This window comes from Fusobacterium sp. FSA-380-WT-3A, assembly GCF_012843705.1.
In the GTDB taxonomy this organism is placed as follows: Bacteria; Fusobacteriota; Fusobacteriia; order Fusobacteriales; family Fusobacteriaceae; genus Fusobacterium_B.
Genome location: NZ_JABAFQ010000006.1, coordinates 69,620 through 86,898 on the forward strand (window position 1 = coordinate 69,620; position 17,279 = coordinate 86,898).

Consider the following 17,279-nt stretch of genomic DNA (forward strand, 5'->3'; position numbering starts at 1 on the left):
CTAGTAAAATAAAATTTATAAAAATTAAAAATTTTTGGCAATAAAAAAAGACCAACTTTAATGTTAGTCTTCATCGCAAATAAACTATAAAACATATAAGATTAAATTTAAAATAAAAATATTAAGAAAAATACCTACTCTAACTCAAACTTTAAATTAATCCTGCCTTAAAGAAATTACAATGTCTTGATTAACATTAAATAAACTAAGATATTTAGTTGTTGTAGAATTTTTCCTGTTCCTTAAATTTAATGTTACTAACATTGTCTCTTCCTCCTTCTTATTTTATTAGAGCAATATTATCACAAAAAAATTTTCTTGTCAACAAAAAATTAAAAAATTTTATAAAAAAAATTTTCTTTAAAGTTAAAAGAGAATATAGTATAATCTTTTTATGAAAAAACATTTGAGGTGAATAATTTATGCTGATAAGTAAAAAATACCTATTTAAAATCTTTATGTTTTTAATATTTCCTGTACTATCTTATGGAAATAATATAACACTTGATGAGATGTTAAATATGATAGATATAAAAAATTTTGATAAAAAAATCTATGATTTAGAGATAGAAAAAAATCTTTCTAAAGAAAAATTTTATAATTTAGATTCATATAATGGGGTTAAAGGTGAAGCTGATATAAAATATGATTATGATAAAGATAAGTATGACACAAATGGCAAATTGACTTATGGAGATTTCTATGTAAATATCTCTAAAAATAAAATCTCAAATGATATAGATAATGGAGATAGTGAAATTATCTGTGGTATAAATAAAAATTTAAAAAATATAATTTATTCTAAAAGTGATAGTGAATTAAAAAAATTAGACTATTTAAAAATGAAAGATAAATTTTATTATTTAGATAAACTTGAAAGTAAAAAAATAGATTTAATAAATCTTTATGAAGAATATAAAAATAATGAGTTTGAAACAAAATTAAAAAGTAACAATCTTTCAAAATTAAAAACAGAAGAAAAAATCTTAAAAAAATCTTATGAATTAGGTGCTATTCCAAAAATTGATTTACAAACTTTACAAGTTAGTAGAGAAAATTTAGAGATTGAATTAAAAATCTTAGATAAAAATCTAAAAAAAATAAAAGATAGGTTTTTATATGAATTCAATATTGATATTTCTAATAAAACTTTGGCAGATATTCAAGTAAAACAAATTGATATTTCAAAATACATTCCAAATATTGGAGAAAGATATTTACAAAGTTTAGACTTAGATAGAAAAATTACAATAGAAAATATCAATTACCTATCTTATTCTAATAAAGTTCCTGATATTTCTTTGGGAATAGAAAGAAAAAAAGAGACTCATAACAATACAAATTCAGAAAATAGAATATTTTTAAAAGTTTCTAAAGATTTATTTTATTATGATGTAAATCTAGAAAATGAAAAAATAAATCTTGCTCAACAAAATATAAATTACAGAAAAGAAAATGAAAAAAATATTTCAAATCAATTAAAAATACAAGAAAATTATAATAATTTTTATAGAAATTATATTATAAATAAAAATAAAGCGAACTTAGAAAGTAATAAATATGAAATAATGAAAAAAAAATATACTTTAGGAAATATCACTTATGTAGAAGTTATGGATGTATTTGAAGATTACCTAAAATTTGAAGTAGAAGCTGAAAAGGCTAAAAATTTATTTAATGGATATATCTATGAAATAATGGTCAGAGGAGAAAAAAATCATGAATAAACAACTGAGAATAATTACTGTTATAAGTCTTATATTGATTTTATTAGGTAGTGGTATTTTTATTTCAAAAAATAAAAAAAGCAATAAAAAAGAAATAATATATCCTACAAGAATTATTTCAACTAATAATAAAAGAGGATATATCAATGTAGAAGGAAAAATAGAAGCAAATGATACAAAAAAAGTGTTTGTTGATAAAAAATTAAAAGTAGACGAAGTATTTATTCAAGAAGGTGATTATGTTGAAAAAGGTCAAATTCTTATGACTTTTGATGAAACAGAAAGGAATAATATAATTAGAAATTTAAAAAGAGAAGAATTAAGCTTAGCAAAAATTAAAAGAAATTTAGAGGTTGAAAAAGAGTTATTAAAATTAGGTGGAAGTTCTGTTAATTACATTAAAGAATTAGAAGAAGAAATTCAAAGATATGAAATAAATATTGAAGAATATCAAGAAGATTTATTGAAAACTGCTGAAAAAATAATAAGTCCTGTAAGTGGAACTGTTACATCTTTACTTGCTCAAGAAAATTATTCTGTAAATACTGATGAACCCTTGATGGAAATAGCAGATTTATCAAATATAAAAATAGTTTTAGAAGTTGCAGAATATGATATAAAAGACATTTATCTTGGTCAAAATCTTGAAATAAAACCAGAAGCTTTTGAAAAAAAACTTTCTTTTAAAGGAAAAATTACTAAAATATCTAAAATTTCAAAACCATCTTCTACTACATCTGAAAATATTGTAGAAGTTGAGGTTACTCCTCTTGAAGAAATACCAAATATAATTCCTGGATTTAAAGTTTCAGCAAAAATCTTTTTAGAAAAAAATGATGATATTACTATTTCTAAAAATGCTTTGCTTGAGGATAACAATCAATACTATGTTTTTATTGTTGATTCTAATAACACACTTATTAGAAAAGATGTAGAAATTGAAAATATAAAAGGTGACTCAATAATTATAAAAAGTGGTTTAAAAATAGGAGATGAAATATTAACAACTCCTAGTCTTACATTAAAGCCTAATGATAAAATTTTTAAAAAGACTCTTAATAAGGTTGAAAATAAAGGTGAAAAACTTGATAATACAAATAAATAATATAAATAAATATTATATAAATGGAGAAAACAAACTTCACGCTTTAAAAAATATTAATTTTAGTATAAAAAAAGGTGAGTTTGTCGCTATTATGGGAAGTAGTGGAAGTGGTAAATCTACTATGATGAATATTTTAGGTTGTCTTGACAAAGAGTTTGAAGGAGAATATATACTAGATGATGTAAATATTTCAAACTTAACAGAGAATGAAATTTGTAAAATTAGAAATTCAAAAATAGGATTTGTTTTTCAATCTTTTAATCTACTTCCAAAATTAACTACTGAAGAAAATGTAGAACTTCCTTTAGTTTATGCTGGTGTTGAAAAAGAAGAGAGAAAAAAGAGAGCTTTGGAAGTCTTAAAAAAAGTTGGACTTGAAAAAAGAGTTCACCATAAACCTAATGAACTTTCTGGTGGACAAAGACAAAGAGTAGCCATTGCTAGAGCTTTAATCAATAACCCCTCTGTTATTCTAGCTGATGAACCTACTGGAAATTTAGATAGTGTTTCTGAAAATGAAATAATGAATCTATTTGAAGAATTGAATAATCAGGGAAAAACAATAATAATTGTAAGCCATGAGCCTGAAATAGCAAATTTTTGTAAAAGAATTTTAGTATTTAAAGATGGTGAAATAATAAAAGATGGTGAAAGTAAATGAATTTTATAGAAAGTTTTAACAGTGCCATAAAAAGTTTAAAAGGAAATAGAGCTCGTTCTTTTCTTACTATGTTAGGAATTATCATAGGAATTTCATCTGTTATAACTATGTCAGCTATTGGAAAAGGTGGTCAAAAAAATATAACTGGAAAATTAAAAGAAAATGGTTATGGAAAATTTACTGTTTATGCTGATATGAAAGATGAAAATTTTAGATGGAAATATCTTTTTGAGGATGAAATGATAGAAAAATTAAAGACTACAAAAGAATTTAAAAATATAAGTCCTAAGATTACTCAAAGAATTTATTCCAAAATTAAAGACAGATTTGAAATTGTATGGTTAACTGTAGCTACTCCTGAATATCAAAAAATAGATAAAGTAAATTTTTTATATGGTAGAGATTTTATATCTTTTGAATATAATTCAGGTGAAAAAATAGTTATAATTGATAATATCACAGCTAAAGATATTTTTGGCTCTCCACAAAATGCTTTAGGAAAAAATATAAGACTAGCTCTTACTAGAAAAGACCCTGAAATAGATTATAGAATAGTTGGAGTCTTTGAAAATAATTTTGAAGATTATGTTAAGGCCATGGGTGGAAAAAGAATTCCTCGATTTGCAAGATTTCCTCTTTCTACCTATGAAAGATTGTATGATAATGCTTCTAATTATAGTAGTATTGTTGTAGAATCTAAGGACCCAACAAAAGCTTCAGAAGATATGGCCAAAATGAAAAAAATTTTAGAAGACATTACTGGAGTTTCTGATTTGTATGAAGTAAAAGCTCTATCTGACGGAGCTGCTTCTTTTGATAATATTCTAAGTACTCTAAATTTATTTGTAACCTTTGTAGCTGGTATCTCTCTTTTTGTTGGAGGAGTTGGAGTAATGAATATTATGCTTGTTAGTGTAATTGAAAGAACAAAAGAAATTGGAATAAGAAAAGCTATTGGAGCTACTAACAGAGATATTATGTTTCAATTTTTAATAGAATCTATTATTCTAACTGGATTTGGTGGACTTTTAGGAATTATTTTAGGATTCATTCTTGGAAATATTATTGGAAAAATCGTTAATATTCCACCATTATTTTCAATCTCTTCAATGATAATTTCTTTAATAGTTTCTATGGGAATTGGTATTTTATTTGGAGTTATTCCAGCTAAAAAAGCAGCTGAACTAAATCCAATTGAAGCTTTAAGAAGTGAATAAATTTATATTTTTATTCTATATTTAAAATAAAAAAGAGGATGATAGAAATTTCTAAACATCCTCTTTTATTTTATAGCACTTTTATTTTTTTAATCTTTTTATTATAGTCTCATATCCACCTGTTCCATATTTTAAGGCTTTGCTCACACGACTTAAAGTTGATGAAGAGATATTAAGATCTTTTAATATTTCTTCATAAGTTTTTCCTTTATTTAAAAGTTTTGCAGCTTCTAATCTATTACTCATTGCCTCAATCTCTTTATAAGTACATATATCTTCAAAAAAATCATAACATTCTTCTATAGTTTCTAGTTTTAAAAAAGCTTCAAATAAAGCATCATTCATGGGATTTTTTAGTTTATTCATACTTCCCTCCAAGAGCACTTTAATAATTTAGTCAACTAAATTATAATACTTATTCCCAAAAAAATCAACTTTTTTATATTAATTTTGTAAAACTCTTTTTTCTAAATGCTTATTAAAAATAAATATAAATGTGGTGATAGTAATGCAAGAAGTCACTATATCACATATTGGTTGAGCAAAAAAAGCAAATTTTGCTTGAAAAAATATAGGTAAAACTATAGCACTAGCCATATAAATAATTTTTCTAGTCATTGAAAGGATAAAGGCTGTTTTTATTCTTCCTACAGCAGTAAATCCATCTACATAACAATATTGAAATGAAAGAGGAATTATTCCCCAAAGACTATTTTTTATTCCCCAAAGTGAAATTTCTACAAGTTCTTTTTCCTCAGTAAAAAAGTTTATAAATTTAGGAGAAATATAATCTGTTAGAAAAAACATAGAGCCTGTTAAACATAAAGCGACCATTATAATATATTTTTCAGCTAATTTTACTCTCTCTATTTGTTTAGCTCCATAATTATAACTTAAAAGTGGTTGAGTTCCTCCAGAAAGTCCTATTAAAGGTCCTGTAATAAGTAAAAGAAAACTTTGAACTATTGTGGCTGCTGATATTAATAAATCTCCTTGAGTTTCCCCACCATATTTTTGTAACATAGCATTCAACATTATTAAAATAAGACTGTCTGTTGCCAAAATAAAAAAAGGTAAGAATCCAAATCTTATAATATTTTTTATTATTTTTAAAGAATATTTTTCTTTTGTTATAGGAATAATAATTTTTTTACTTCTTAAAAATGAAAAAGCAAAAAGAAATGATAAAACTTGAGCAATTACTGTAGCCCAAGCTGCTCCACTAACTCCCATGTTAAAATAAAAAATAAAAATTGTATCTAAAATAATGTTTGTTATGGCTCCTATAATTACTGTAGCCATTCCCACCATAGAAAAGCCTTGACAAGTTATAAAAAAGTTTAGTCCTACAGCCATTAAAGCAAAAAAACTTCCTAAAGTATATATAGTTAAATATTGGTTAGCATAAACAAAAGTAGTTTCACTTCCACCAAAAATCATTATTAACTTATTTTTTAAAACTAAAAAAATTATTGTTAAAACAATACTCAAAACTCCCAACATAAAAAAACTATTAGATAAAATTTGTCTAGCTTCTTTTTCATTTTGTTCTCCCATTTTTATAGACATAGTTATAGAACCACCTAATCCTACAAGGGTTCCAAAAGAAGATAAAAAAGCTACTATAGGTCCACAAACTCCAACTCCTGCTAATGCTAAACTTCCTATTTCTGGAATATGTCCTATATACATTCTATCTACTATACTATAAAGTAAATTAACAAGTTGAGCTAACATTGTAGGTATGGCCAATTTAAAAACTAATCCAAGAACAAAATCTTTTCCTAAATCATTTGATAATTTCATAATGTTCACCTTTTTTAATTTTTATTTTCAGCAAAGTATAGTATAACATATTATTTAATTAAAGAAAATACCTATAAAAATTTTTTAATATATTTAATTTTTTATTTATATTTTTATTTATAATTCTAAAAAATACCATTTAAATATAATAAAATTATATTTTTTAGTAAACTCAATATTATAAAAAATCGTTCTCCTTTATAAGATTATCAATAATAAATAAAATTTCTAAAATTAAAAATATTTTCATAATTTATAAAATAAATTGAACAATTAAAAAATTATACTATTTAAATAAAAAAGAGTTATTATAAATTAAAAAAGTATAATAACTCCTTCATTCTTTATTTTATTCTCTCAACTTCAAGATTAAATATTTTTCCATTTATTTTTACACTATATTTTCTCATTACAAATTCATCTTTTTCTTCTACATTAAATCTATCATATGAAGAAATCTTTTCTATTATTTCATTTATAGATTTCAAAGAGTTTAAAGCTTCATCTAAAGAATATCTTTTAAATCTTATTTTTGAACCTGGTGTTGCTTGAGCAAGTTTTGGTAAATCACTAGAAATTACATTTCCTATCTTTGTATATCCTCCTGTAGTTTGTCTATCTGCCATCATTATTATTGGTTGACCACTACCTGGTACTTGAATAGCTCCAAAAGTTATTCCATCAGAAATTATATCTCCTCCATTTTTATGTTCTATTGTTTCTCCAGATACAGAAGATAATCTAATTCCCATTCTATCACTTTCCTGAGTTACTGTATATACTTCATTAAAGAAAGTTTCAATACCTTTTTCTGTAAAATGGTCATCTTGTTGTCCTAGTATAACCCCAACTTCTATTTCTTTTTGATATTTAGGTATATATTCATCTTTTAATTTTAATATATTCTCTTCAGTAGAGTTTCCTATAGATAAAACATCATTAGTCATAAGTTTTCTACCTTGGAAACCACCTATTTTTGCTTTTAAATTTGTTGATTTACTATTCATAATTACTGGAACATCTATTCCACCTGAAAAAGCTATATAATTTCTAAGCCCAGATTTACAAATTCCCATTTTTAAAATGTCACCTTTCTTAGCTTTATAACTTTTCCATAATTCTATTTTTTCTTTATTTAAAGACGAGTCGCATTGAGCTCCTGTTATTGAAAACATTGTATCTTTCAAAAATTCTACTTTTATTCCTTTTAAAGTTGTTTCCAATACTGCTTCTTCCTGAGAATTTCCAACAAGGATATTAGCGATTCTAGCTGAAAAATTATCCATTACACCTGAAGCAGAAACTCCATATCTTTGATAACCATATCTTCCTAAATCTTGTACAGTTGTTAAAAGTCCTGCATCTAAAATTTTTAAAGTTTCCATTATTATTCCTCCTTCAAGTAACGCTTTTCAACATAAGTTTTATTTTTCACTTGTTCAAGAATATCCTTATATTCTTTTTCAGAAACAGATACAAATTTTATATATTCCCCAGCCTTTAATAAAAATGGTTTTTCATTTTCTGGATCAAATAAATTTAAAGGAGTTCTTCCTAATAATTGCCACCCTCCAGGACTTTCAATTGGATATACCCCTGTTTGTTCCCCAGCTATTCCTACTGATCCTCCAGGTATTTTTGTTCTTGGTGTTTTTAATCTAGGAGTTGCTATTCTCTTATCCATTCCTCCTAAATATGGGAATCCTGGCGTGAATCCCAACATATATACTAAATATTCCCCAGATGTATGGATTGATATAACTTCTTCTACTGAAAGTTCATTGTGAGAAGCTATATTTTCTATATCTGGACCATATTCTCCACCATATAAAACTGGTATTTCCACTATTTCTTTTTTTATTTTTACTATATTAGAATCTTCTACCTTACAATTTTTTTCTACTATTCCTTTTAATTCATCAAAAGAAATTACAAAAGGGTCATAGTAAACTATAATTGACCTATAAGTAGGTAATAAATCTTTTATACCTTTATGATTTAATGAATCTAAATATTCTGTAATCTTTTTTAAATTATAGTTTATTATTGGGGAAATTTCATTTCCTAATTCTATTATTAATGCTGAGTCACCAGCTTTTAAAAATTTCATAAAGTCCTCCTAAAACTAAAAGTGAAATGAATATAAAATTTCTCCTGAAAATCAGGAGAAATTTATATTATTTAAAAAGTTGCATTATTCCTTTTAAAGACATTATTCCTGCATATCCAGTTACAAAAACAACTATTGTTCCTAGAACAGTAAGTAATGTTGAATGTTTGTATTCTCCTACAATCTCTTTTTTTCTTGAACCTAATAATACTACTCCTAAAGTTATTGGAAGTATTAATCCATTAAGTGACCCTGCTAAAACTAATAAAACAACAGGTTTGCCTAGAAAAGCCATAACTAAAGTTGAAAATACTATAAATCCTATTATAAAATATTTTTCTTTTTCCATTACTGTTTTAGATAAAGTTTTTAAGAATGAAACTGAAGTATAAGCAGCTCCTACTATTGATGTTAAAGCAGCAGCAAAAATAACTAATCCAAATATTTTGTATCCTATAATTCCAGCTCCAGCTTTAAAAGCAGAAGCTGGTGGATTAGCTGGGTCTAATTTAAATCCAACTGAAACAACTCCAAGTACAGCTAAAAATAACATAATTCTTATAAGAGAAGCTATTGAAACTCCCATTATAGAACTTTGATTAATTTTATCTAAATTTTCTATTCCTTTAGTATTGGCATCTATAAGTCTATGAGCTCCAGCAAACGTTATATATCCTCCAATTGTTCCTCCAAGTAAAGTTACTATAGATAAAGTTAAATCACTATAACTTTCTGGAAAAATTGCTCCATGAAGAGCTTCTCCTACTGGAGGGGCTGATAATACTGCCACATATCCCATAACTATTATCATTAAAGCTCCTAAAAATTTTGTTAATTTATCCATTACAGTTCCCATATCTTTAGATAAAAAAACAAATACAGCTAAAGCCCCAGATATAACTACTCCTAAAGTTATGTCACATCCAAATAAAGCATTTAATCCTAAAGCTGCTCCCCCAACATTTCCTATATTAAAAGCAAGTCCTCCTAATGAAACTAATCCAGCTATAAAATACCCTAATCCTGGAGCTACTTTATTGGCAATGTCTTGTCCTCTCATTCCAGAAACACAAATTACTCTCCAAATATTTAATTGAACAATTAATGTAGCTATTGTAACAACTAAAATAGTAAAAGCAAAATTAGCTTTAAAAGTTTCTGTAAAAACAGCTGTTTGTGTTAAAAATCCTGGTCCTATAGCTGATGTTGCCATAAGGAAGGCTGCCCCTACTATGGCTCCTTTATTTTTGTTATCCGCCATTATTCATCACCTCTTAACGAAGAAATTTCAACTCCTTCATTAATAAGAGCTTCTCTTATTTTTTGTGAGAATACTAAAGCTTCTGGATTATCTCCATGTATACATATAGTATGAACTTTTATATCTACATCTTTTCCATTTATACTTTCTACTTTTCCTTCTTTTACCATTCTTATAACTCTTTTTATAGCTAAATCTTTATCATGGATAACTGCTCCTGGTAAAGTTCTAGCTACCAATGTTCCGTCATCATTATAAGCTCTGTCAGCAAAAACTTCATTAGCTACTTTTAATCCTAAAGCTTCTCCAGCTTTTATCATTTCACTATTAGCTAATCCCATTAAGATTAAACTATCATCAACTTCTTTTATAGCCTCAGCTATAGCCATAGCTAGTTTACTGTCTTTTGCTGCCATATTGTATAAAGCCCCATGAGGTTTGACATGTTGTAAAGTAACTCCTTCAGCCTTAGCAAAAGCTTGAAGAGCTCCTAATTGATATTTTATATATGTTTTTACTTCAGCTGGTGAAGCATTTAAATTTCTTCTTCCAAATCCCATTAAATCAGGAAATCCTGGATGGGCTCCTATAGCTACTCCATTTTTTTTAGCTAAAGAAACTGTTTTTTCCATAACAACAGAATCCCCAGCATGCCATCCACAGGCTACATTAGCTGAAGAAATATACTTTAAAACTTCTTCATCCATTCCTATTTTATACGCCCCAAAACTTTCTCCAAGATCACAGTTTAAATCCACTCTTATCATATCCCTACCTCCATGTAATAAATTAATGTATTCTTTTTTAAAAACATAAGATATGTTTCATTATTAAATATACCATATGTTTTTTTATTTTTCAATCTCAATCAAAATATAAAAAATATATACTTTATTAAAAAATCATATTTTTAAATAATGAGATTTTATATTATTCTTTTTGAAATGTCAATAAAAATTTTATAAAAATAAAATTGACAAAACTAAATTGAGTGATATAATAAAATTACTATTTTTTTATACGTAAAATATTAAAAAAATATACATAATACTATAATGAGAAAAATAGGAGGGAAAATATGAGTTTAATGATTTCTTTTATTTTAATTTTGTTAGCTTTAGTTATTGGAGAAATTGTTTCTATAAAAACAAAAGCAATTATTCCATCAGTATTTATTACCGCCGTTATTTTTTTAGTAGGATATTGGACTATTTTTCCTGCTGATATTTTAAATAAAGCAGGATTTTCTACAAATATAATTTATTTATCTATGTATTTTCTAATTGTTCATATGGGAACCATGTTGAGTGTTAAAGAATTAATTGCCCAATGGAAAACTTTTTCTATTTCTATATTAGGAATTTGTGGTATATGTTTTGGTACTCTTGTACTTGGAAAATTATTTTTTTCTTGGGATATGTTATTAGTAGCTACTCCACCATTAACAGGAGGAGTCGTTGCTTCTATAATAATGTCTCAAGCAGCAACAGCTAAAGGAATGCCTACTTTAGCTGTATTGGCTGTTGGAATGTATGTTATGCAAGGATTTGCTGGTTATCCATTAACAGCAATAACTTTAAATATGGAAGGAAAAAAATTAATAGAAAAATTTAGAGCTGGAGACATAAAAAAAATAAAAAAAGAAGATGAACAAAAAGAAGAAAAAAAATTAATTCCACCTTTACCAAAAAGATATCAAACAACTTATATGTTTTTATTTCAATTAGGAATTTTAGCTCAATTAAGTATATTTATTGCTGAGATTACTAATAAAGTTGTTTCTGAATTTGTTATTTGTTTAATTGTAGGAGCAATAGCAGCTGAAATAGGATTAATAGAGAGAAAACCTCTTAATTTATCTGGGTCTTTTGGATTTTTTATGACTGGATTAATGGCTTTTATTTTTGGTGGATTAGCTCAAGCTACTCCTGATATGATAAAAAGTCTAATTATTCCATTTATAGGAATTATTGGTCTTGGAGTTATTGGTTTAGTTATTTTTTCTATTATTGGAGCTAAAATATTTAATGAATCTATCCCAATGGCTATAGCTATATCTCTAAATGCCTTATATGGTTTCCCTGTCAATTATACTTTGACAAATGATTCTGCTAAAGCTCTAGGAAAAACAGACGAAGAAGTTGAATTTTTATTAGAAGCCATGCTTCCTAAAATGTTAATTGGAGGATTTGCTTCTGTAACAATTGTTTCTGTTGTTATAGCTGGTATATTTGCAAAAATGTTATAAAACTTTAAGGAGTGATAAGAATGGAAATAAAAGAATTGGCTAAAAAGTACAAAGAATATGTTATTAATCTAAGAAGAGAATTTCACCAAATTCCTGAACCTAGTTTAGAAGAATATAAAACTTCTAAAAAAATTCAAGAAGAACTTGAAAAAATGGGTATAAAATATAAAGTTGTAGCAAATACTGGAATAGTTGCTGAAATTGGTAAAAATTATCAAGGAAAAAAAATAGCCTTAAGAGCTGATATAGATGCTTTACAAGTAAAAGAATGTACTGGAGTAGAATATGCTTCTAAAAATACAGGTATGATGCATGCTTGTGGTCATGATGGACATATCTCTATTTTACTAGGTGCTGCTAAAATATTAAAAGAAATCGAAAATGAAATAAATGGAGTAGTAAAATTATATTTCCAACCAGCTGAAGAAATTGCTCAAGGGGCAAAAAAAATGATAGAAGAAGAACCTCTAAAAGGAGTAGTTGATGGTTGTTTTGGTATTCATTTATGGTCTGATATTCCAAGTGGGAAAATTTCTGTAGAAGAGGGACCTAGAATGGCTTCAGCAGATGTTTTAAGAATTGAAATAAAAGGAAGAGGAGGGCATGGTTCTTTACCTCACCAAACTATAGATTCTGTTGTAGTAGGTTCATCTTTAGTTATGAATTTACAATCTATTGTAAGTAGAGAAATAAGTCCAGTTGATTCTGCTGTTGTTACCATTGGTTCATTCCATTCAGGAACAAGATTTAATGTAATAGCTAATCAAGCTACCTTAGAGGGAACTGTTAGAACTTTTAGTAAAGAAACTGGAAAGAAAGTAGAAGATGCTATAAAAAGATTTGTTAAATCAACATGTGAAGCTTATAGAGCTTCTGGAGAAGTTTTCTATTCTTATGGAACTACTCCTGTAATAAATGATTCTACTTGCTCTAAAATAGCTGAAAAATCTGTTGAAAAACTTTTGGGAAAAGAGGGATTAACAAAATTTGAAAAAATAACTGGGGCAGAAGATTTTTGTTATTTCTTAGAAGAAGTTCCTGGAGTTTTAGCCTTTGTTGGAATAAGAAATGAAGAAAAAAATGCTAATTATCCACATCATCATGAAAAATTTAATATGGATGAGGATGCTTTAGAATATGGTATGGGACTTTATGCTCAATATGCTATAGATTTTTTAAATAACTAGAATAAATATATCTCTATTTTGAATTTACTTAAAATATTGTATTTTTTAATACTATAAATTAAAATGCTGAAGAGTTTTCTTCAGCATTTTTTATATTTTAAATATAAGATTTTATTTTCTATTTAACAGCTATTAATTCTATTTCTACTTTTACATCTTTTGGTAATCTTGCTACCTCTACACAAGCTCTTGCTGGTTTTACTTCTCCTAAATATTCATTATACACTTCATTTATTGCTCCAAAATCATCCATATTTTTTATGAAACATGTTGCTTTTACTACATCTTTAAATGTATACCCTGCTTCATCTAGTATTGCTTTTAAATTTTCTAATGATTGTCTTGTTTGAGCTTTTACATCATCTGATACTAATGTCATTGTTTCTGGCACAAATGGTATTTGTCCTGATATGTATAAAGTTCCATTTACCTCTACTGCTTGTGAATATGGTCCTAAAGCTGCTGGTGCTTTTGGTGTATTTATTATTTTTTTCATTTCTAATCCTCCTATTAATTTTGATTTTTTATATTTAAAATTATAACACACTATCTTATAAAAATCAAAGTTTATACCTTAATATTGATAAAATTTATAAGAAATGTTATAATCATAATTAATAAATTTATATAATATTTTAGGGAGAAAAATGAAAAAATTTATAATAGAACCAGAAAATAATAATCTAACAGTTGGAGAATATCTAAAAAATATAAAAGGTTACTCTACTAGAAACTTACGAAATGCTGATATTTATCTAAATAACAAAAAAGTAAAACTTGATAAAAAAGTAAAAAAACTTAATAGATTATTAGTTGTAGAAAAAGAAAAAGGAACTAATATAGAACCGATTGAAATGCCTTTAGATATAATATATGAAGACAAAAATCTATTAATTGTTAATAAAGAACCTCAATTAGTTGTACATCCTACACAAAAAAAAGTTGATAAAACATTGGCTAATGGTATTGTTCATTATTTTTTTAAAACCACTGGAAAAACTATTGTTCCAAGATTTTATAATAGATTAGATATGGACACTTCTGGTTTAATAGTTATTACAAAAAATGCTTTTACCCAAGCTTTTTTACAAGATAAAGCAAAAGTAAAAAAATATTATTTAGCTATTGTTGATGGGATTGTTGAAAAAGATGAGTTTCTTATTGAAAAAGCTATTGGAAGAGTTGGAGATAATATAAAAAGAGAAGAATTATCTCTAGAAAATGGTGGTCAAGAAGCAAAAACTCTAGTTAAAGTCTTAAAAAGAGATTTTGAAAAAAATATTTCTTTAATAGAATTAGAACTTTTTACAGGAAGAACTCATCAAATAAGAGTACACATGTCTTTAGAAGGTCATCCTATTGTAGGTGATTCCCTATATGGACCTGATATTCAACCAGTTTCAAGACAATTTTTACATGCTTATAAATTAATAATAAAAAATCCTGAAACTCTTGAGGATTTTACTCTTGAAATTCCTCTTCCTAAAGATATGAATGATTTTTTAAATATCAAATAATAACCAAAAAAATGGTCAAATTTAATCTAACAGAAAATTGACAAACCATGTATAAATGCGTATAATAACCGTAAAGAATAAATAAAACAAAATAAATTTATATATTTTTAAGGAGGCTTTTTAAATGGCAGTTAAAGTAGCAATTAACGGATTCGGAAGAATAGGAAGATTAGCATTAAGATTAATGGTTCAAAACCCTGAGTTTGATGTAGTAGCAATCAATGACTTAACAGATGCTCATATGTTAGCTCACTTATTCAAATATGACTCAGCTCAAGGAAGATTCAATGGAACTATCGAAGTTAAAGAAGATGCTTTCGTAGTTAACGGAAAAGAAATAAAAGTATTCGCGCAAGCTGACCCAGCTAACTTACCTTGGGGAGAATTAGGAGTAGACGTAGTATTAGAATGTACTGGATTCTTTACTAAAAAAGAAAAAGCTGAAGCTCATATTCAAGCAGGAGCTAAAAAAGTTGTTATATCAGCACCAGCTACAGGAGATTTAAAAACAATAGTTTATAACGTAAACGACAATATATTAGATGGAACTGAAACAGTTATTTCTGGAGCTTCTTGTACAACTAACTGTTTAGCACCTATGGCTAAAGCATTAAATGACAACTTTGGAATCGTTGAAGGATTAATGACAACTATCCATGCTTATACAAATGACCAAAACACATTAGATGGACCACACAGAAAAGGAGATTTAAGAAGAGCTAGAGCTGCTGCTGCTAACATTACTCCTAACACAACTGGAGCTGCTAAAGCAATCGGATTAGTTATTCCTGAATTAAAAGGAAAATTAGATGGAGCTGCTCAAAGAGTACCAGTAGTAACAGGATCTATTACTGAATTAGTAACAGTATTATCTAAACCAGTTACAGTTGAAGAAGTTAACGCTGCTATGAAAGCTGCTGCTACTGAATCTTTCGGATATACTGAAGAAGAATTAGTATCTAGCGATATTATCGGAATCAACTATGGTTCATTATTCGATGCAACTCAAACTAAAGTTATGACAGTTGGAGACAAACAATTAGTTAAAACAGTTGCTTGGTATGACAATGAAATGTCTTATACTTCTCAATTAATCAGAACTCTTAAAAAATTTGTTGAATTATCTAAATAATTCCATTTGAGAAGAAATAAATAAAATACAAAAGAATAACGGAACCTTTGGGTTCCGTTTTTTATAAGATATAAATTTAGGAGGATTAAAATGGCAAAACAAATCGTAACAGATTTAAATGTAAGAGATAAAAAAGTTCTTATGAGAGTAGACTTTAACGTTCCTATGAAAGATGGAAAAATAACTAATGATAATAGAATAGTTGCTGCTTTACCAACTATAAAATATGTTCTTGAAAATGGTGGAAAAGTTATAGCTTTCTCTCACTTAGGTAAAGTAAAAACTGAGGAAGATTTAAAAACTAAATCTATAAAACCAGCTGCTGAAAGATTATCTGAATTATTAGGACAAGAAGTTAAATTTGTTCCAGCTACTAGAGGAACTGAATTAGAAGAAGCTATCAATAATTTAAAATCTGGAGAAATCATGATGTTTGAAAACACAAGATTTGAAGACCTTGATGGTAAAAAAGAATCTAAAAATGACCCTGAATTAGGAAAATATTGGGCTTCTTTAGGAGATTTATTTGTTAATGATGCTTTTGGAACAGCTCACAGAGCTCATGCTTCTAACATTGGAATCGCTGCTAATATTGGAGAAGGAAAATCTGCTGCTGGATTCTTAATGGAAAAAGAAATTAAATTTATAGGGGAAGCTGTTGATTCTCCTGTAAGACCTTTAGTTGCTATCTTAGGAGGAGCTAAAGTTTCTGATAAAATAGGAGTTATTGAAAATCTATTAGTTAAAGCTGATAAAGTTCTTGTAGGTGGAGCTATGATGTTTACATTCTTAAGAGCTTTAGGTAAAAATACAGGAACTTCTTTAGTAGAAGAAGATAAAATTGAATTAGCAAAAGCTTTATTAGAAAAAGCAAATGGAAAATTAATATTACCTATAGATACAGTTGTTGCACCTAAATTTGATAATGATGCACCTCATATGACAGTTTCTGTTGATGAAATTCCTGCTGACCAAATGGGATTAGATGTTGGTGCTGCTACAATTGAATTATTCTCTAAAGAAATAGCTGCTGCTAAAACAGTAGTATGGAATGGACCAATGGGTGTATTTGAAATGCCTAACTTTGCAAAAGGAACTATTGGAGTTTGTGAAGCTATCGCTAACTTAAAAGATGCTACAACTATAATTGGAGGAGGAGATTCTGCTGCTGCTGCAATGCAATTAGGATATGCTGATAAATTTACTCATATCTCTACTGGTGGAGGAGCTTCTCTTGAATATTTAGAAGGAAAAGAATTACCAGGAGTAGTTTCTATTTCTGACAAATAATTTCTTGGATACAACTCA

16 protein-coding genes are annotated in these 17,279 nt (G+C 27.0%); 9 read left to right on the forward strand and 7 right to left on the reverse strand.

The features are described from left to right. Positions 1-458 precede the first annotated feature (458 nt). From HF862_RS05460 to HF862_RS05475, 4 genes are read left to right on the forward strand one after another with little or no spacing between them, the layout of a single operon-like run. Complete coding sequence (locus tag HF862_RS05460; protein ID WP_170186906.1) at positions 459-1,727, forward strand: TolC family protein; 1,269 nt, start codon at positions 459-461, stop codon at positions 1,725-1,727. After that, positions 1,720-2,832, forward strand: a complete 1,113-nt coding sequence (locus HF862_RS05465) for an efflux RND transporter periplasmic adaptor subunit (RefSeq protein ID WP_170186907.1) — start codon at positions 1,720-1,722, stop codon at positions 2,830-2,832. Before HF862_RS05460 ends, HF862_RS05465 begins: the two co-directional genes overlap by 8 nt. After that, complete coding sequence (locus HF862_RS05470) at positions 2,813-3,493, forward strand: ABC transporter ATP-binding protein (protein ID WP_240934792.1); 681 nt, start codon at positions 2,813-2,815, stop codon at positions 3,491-3,493. The genes HF862_RS05465 and HF862_RS05470 overlap by 20 nt, the downstream gene beginning before the upstream one ends. After that, positions 3,490-4,710: an ABC transporter permease gene (locus HF862_RS05475; protein WP_170186908.1), complete on the forward strand. Its 1,221-nt coding sequence runs from the start codon at positions 3,490-3,492 to the stop codon at positions 4,708-4,710. The genes HF862_RS05470 and HF862_RS05475 overlap by 4 nt, the downstream gene beginning before the upstream one ends. An 81-nt stretch (positions 4,711-4,791) precedes the next feature. Here HF862_RS05475 and HF862_RS05480 read toward each other — a convergent pair whose 3' ends face one another. From HF862_RS05480 to HF862_RS05505, 6 genes are all read right to left on the reverse strand, one after another. Next, positions 4,792-5,076 (reverse strand): YerC/YecD family TrpR-related protein, encoded by a 285-nt coding sequence (locus HF862_RS05480; protein ID WP_170186909.1) that lies wholly within the window; start codon positions 5,074-5,076, stop codon positions 4,792-4,794. A 78-nt stretch (positions 5,077-5,154) separates the two neighbouring features. Continuing rightward, positions 5,155-6,516, reverse strand: coding sequence for an MATE family efflux transporter (locus tag HF862_RS05485; protein ID WP_170186910.1), 1,362 nt, complete (start codon positions 6,514-6,516; stop codon positions 5,155-5,157). A 344-nt stretch (positions 6,517-6,860) separates the two neighbouring features. Further along, a complete protein-coding gene (locus tag HF862_RS05490) occupies positions 6,861-7,901 on the reverse strand; it encodes a biotin-dependent carboxyltransferase family protein (protein ID WP_170186911.1) in 1,041 nt (346 codons plus the stop codon). A 2-nt stretch (positions 7,902-7,903) separates the two neighbouring features. Continuing rightward, positions 7,904-8,626 (reverse strand): 5-oxoprolinase subunit PxpB, encoded by a 723-nt coding sequence (pxpB, locus tag HF862_RS05495; RefSeq protein WP_170186912.1) that lies wholly within the window; start codon positions 8,624-8,626, stop codon positions 7,904-7,906. Between the two features lie 67 nt (positions 8,627-8,693). Next, on the reverse strand, positions 8,694-9,887 hold the full coding sequence (locus HF862_RS05500; RefSeq protein ID WP_170186913.1) for an NRAMP family divalent metal transporter: 1,194 nt from the start codon (positions 9,885-9,887) through the stop codon (positions 8,694-8,696). Then, the gene (locus HF862_RS05505; RefSeq protein WP_170186914.1) at positions 9,887-10,654 is read right to left on the reverse strand and encodes a LamB/YcsF family protein; all 768 of its coding nucleotides are present in this window, start codon (positions 10,652-10,654) and stop codon (positions 9,887-9,889) included. Before HF862_RS05505 ends, HF862_RS05500 begins: the two co-directional genes overlap by 1 nt. A gap of 311 nt (positions 10,655-10,965) precedes the next feature. On the opposite strand from HF862_RS05505, the gene HF862_RS05510 reads away from it, so the two are divergent. Both HF862_RS05510 and HF862_RS05515 read left to right on the forward strand, forming a co-directional pair. Further along, positions 10,966-12,135, forward strand: coding sequence for a hypothetical protein (locus tag HF862_RS05510; RefSeq protein ID WP_170186915.1), 1,170 nt, complete (start codon positions 10,966-10,968; stop codon positions 12,133-12,135). A gap of 20 nt (positions 12,136-12,155) precedes the next feature. Further along, positions 12,156-13,322: a M20 family metallopeptidase gene (locus HF862_RS05515; RefSeq protein ID WP_170186916.1), complete on the forward strand. Its 1,167-nt coding sequence runs from the start codon at positions 12,156-12,158 to the stop codon at positions 13,320-13,322. Between the two features lie 118 nt (positions 13,323-13,440). Here HF862_RS05515 and HF862_RS05520 read toward each other — a convergent pair whose 3' ends face one another. Next, on the reverse strand, positions 13,441-13,818 hold the full coding sequence (locus tag HF862_RS05520; RefSeq protein WP_170186917.1) for a RidA family protein: 378 nt from the start codon (positions 13,816-13,818) through the stop codon (positions 13,441-13,443). A 151-nt stretch (positions 13,819-13,969) separates the two neighbouring features. On the opposite strand from HF862_RS05520, the gene HF862_RS05525 reads away from it, so the two are divergent. The 3 genes from HF862_RS05525 to pgk all read left to right on the forward strand — a co-directional run bounded on the left by HF862_RS05525 (position 13,970) and on the right by pgk (position 17,261). Next, on the forward strand, positions 13,970-14,839 hold the full coding sequence (locus HF862_RS05525; protein WP_170186918.1) for an RluA family pseudouridine synthase: 870 nt from the start codon (positions 13,970-13,972) through the stop codon (positions 14,837-14,839). 124 nt (positions 14,840-14,963) lie between these two features. Beyond that, positions 14,964-15,971, forward strand: coding sequence for a type I glyceraldehyde-3-phosphate dehydrogenase (gap, locus tag HF862_RS05530; RefSeq protein ID WP_170186919.1), 1,008 nt, complete (start codon positions 14,964-14,966; stop codon positions 15,969-15,971). Between the two features lie 90 nt (positions 15,972-16,061). After that, positions 16,062-17,261 (forward strand): phosphoglycerate kinase, encoded by a 1,200-nt coding sequence (pgk, locus tag HF862_RS05535; protein ID WP_170186920.1) that lies wholly within the window; start codon positions 16,062-16,064, stop codon positions 17,259-17,261. Positions 17,262-17,279 lie beyond the last annotated feature (18 nt).

Excerpts from the sequence above, each read along its gene's own strand:
- pgk (WP_170186920.1), top strand. The coding sequence starts at position 16,062 with ATGGCAAAACAAATCGTAACAGATTTAAATGTAAGAGATAAAAAAGTT.
- HF862_RS05525 (WP_170186918.1), top strand. The coding sequence starts at position 13,970 with ATGAAAAAATTTATAATAGAACCAGAAAATAATAATCTAACAGTTGGA.
- HF862_RS05515 (WP_170186916.1), top strand. The coding sequence starts at position 12,156 with ATGGAAATAAAAGAATTGGCTAAAAAGTACAAAGAATATGTTATTAAT.
- HF862_RS05520 (WP_170186917.1), bottom strand. The coding sequence starts at position 13,818 with ATGAAAAAAATAATAAATACACCAAAAGCACCAGCAGCTTTAGGACCA.
- HF862_RS05475 (WP_170186908.1), top strand. The coding sequence starts at position 3,490 with ATGAATTTTATAGAAAGTTTTAACAGTGCCATAAAAAGTTTAAAAGGA.
- HF862_RS05505 (WP_170186914.1), bottom strand. The coding sequence starts at position 10,654 with ATGATAAGAGTGGATTTAAACTGTGATCTTGGAGAAAGTTTTGGGGCG.
- HF862_RS05500 (WP_170186913.1), bottom strand. The coding sequence starts at position 9,887 with ATGGCGGATAACAAAAATAAAGGAGCCATAGTAGGGGCAGCCTTCCTT.
- HF862_RS05485 (WP_170186910.1), bottom strand. The coding sequence starts at position 6,516 with ATGAAATTATCAAATGATTTAGGAAAAGATTTTGTTCTTGGATTAGTT.
- gap (WP_170186919.1), top strand. The coding sequence starts at position 14,964 with ATGGCAGTTAAAGTAGCAATTAACGGATTCGGAAGAATAGGAAGATTA.
- HF862_RS05510 (WP_170186915.1), top strand. The coding sequence starts at position 10,966 with ATGAGTTTAATGATTTCTTTTATTTTAATTTTGTTAGCTTTAGTTATT.
- HF862_RS05480 (WP_170186909.1), bottom strand. The coding sequence starts at position 5,076 with ATGAATAAACTAAAAAATCCCATGAATGATGCTTTATTTGAAGCTTTT.
- pxpB (WP_170186912.1), bottom strand. The coding sequence starts at position 8,626 with ATGAAATTTTTAAAAGCTGGTGACTCAGCATTAATAATAGAATTAGGA.
- HF862_RS05460 (WP_170186906.1), top strand. The coding sequence starts at position 459 with ATGTTTTTAATATTTCCTGTACTATCTTATGGAAATAATATAACACTT.
- HF862_RS05465 (WP_170186907.1), top strand. The coding sequence starts at position 1,720 with ATGAATAAACAACTGAGAATAATTACTGTTATAAGTCTTATATTGATT.
- HF862_RS05490 (WP_170186911.1), bottom strand. The coding sequence starts at position 7,901 with ATGGAAACTTTAAAAATTTTAGATGCAGGACTTTTAACAACTGTACAA.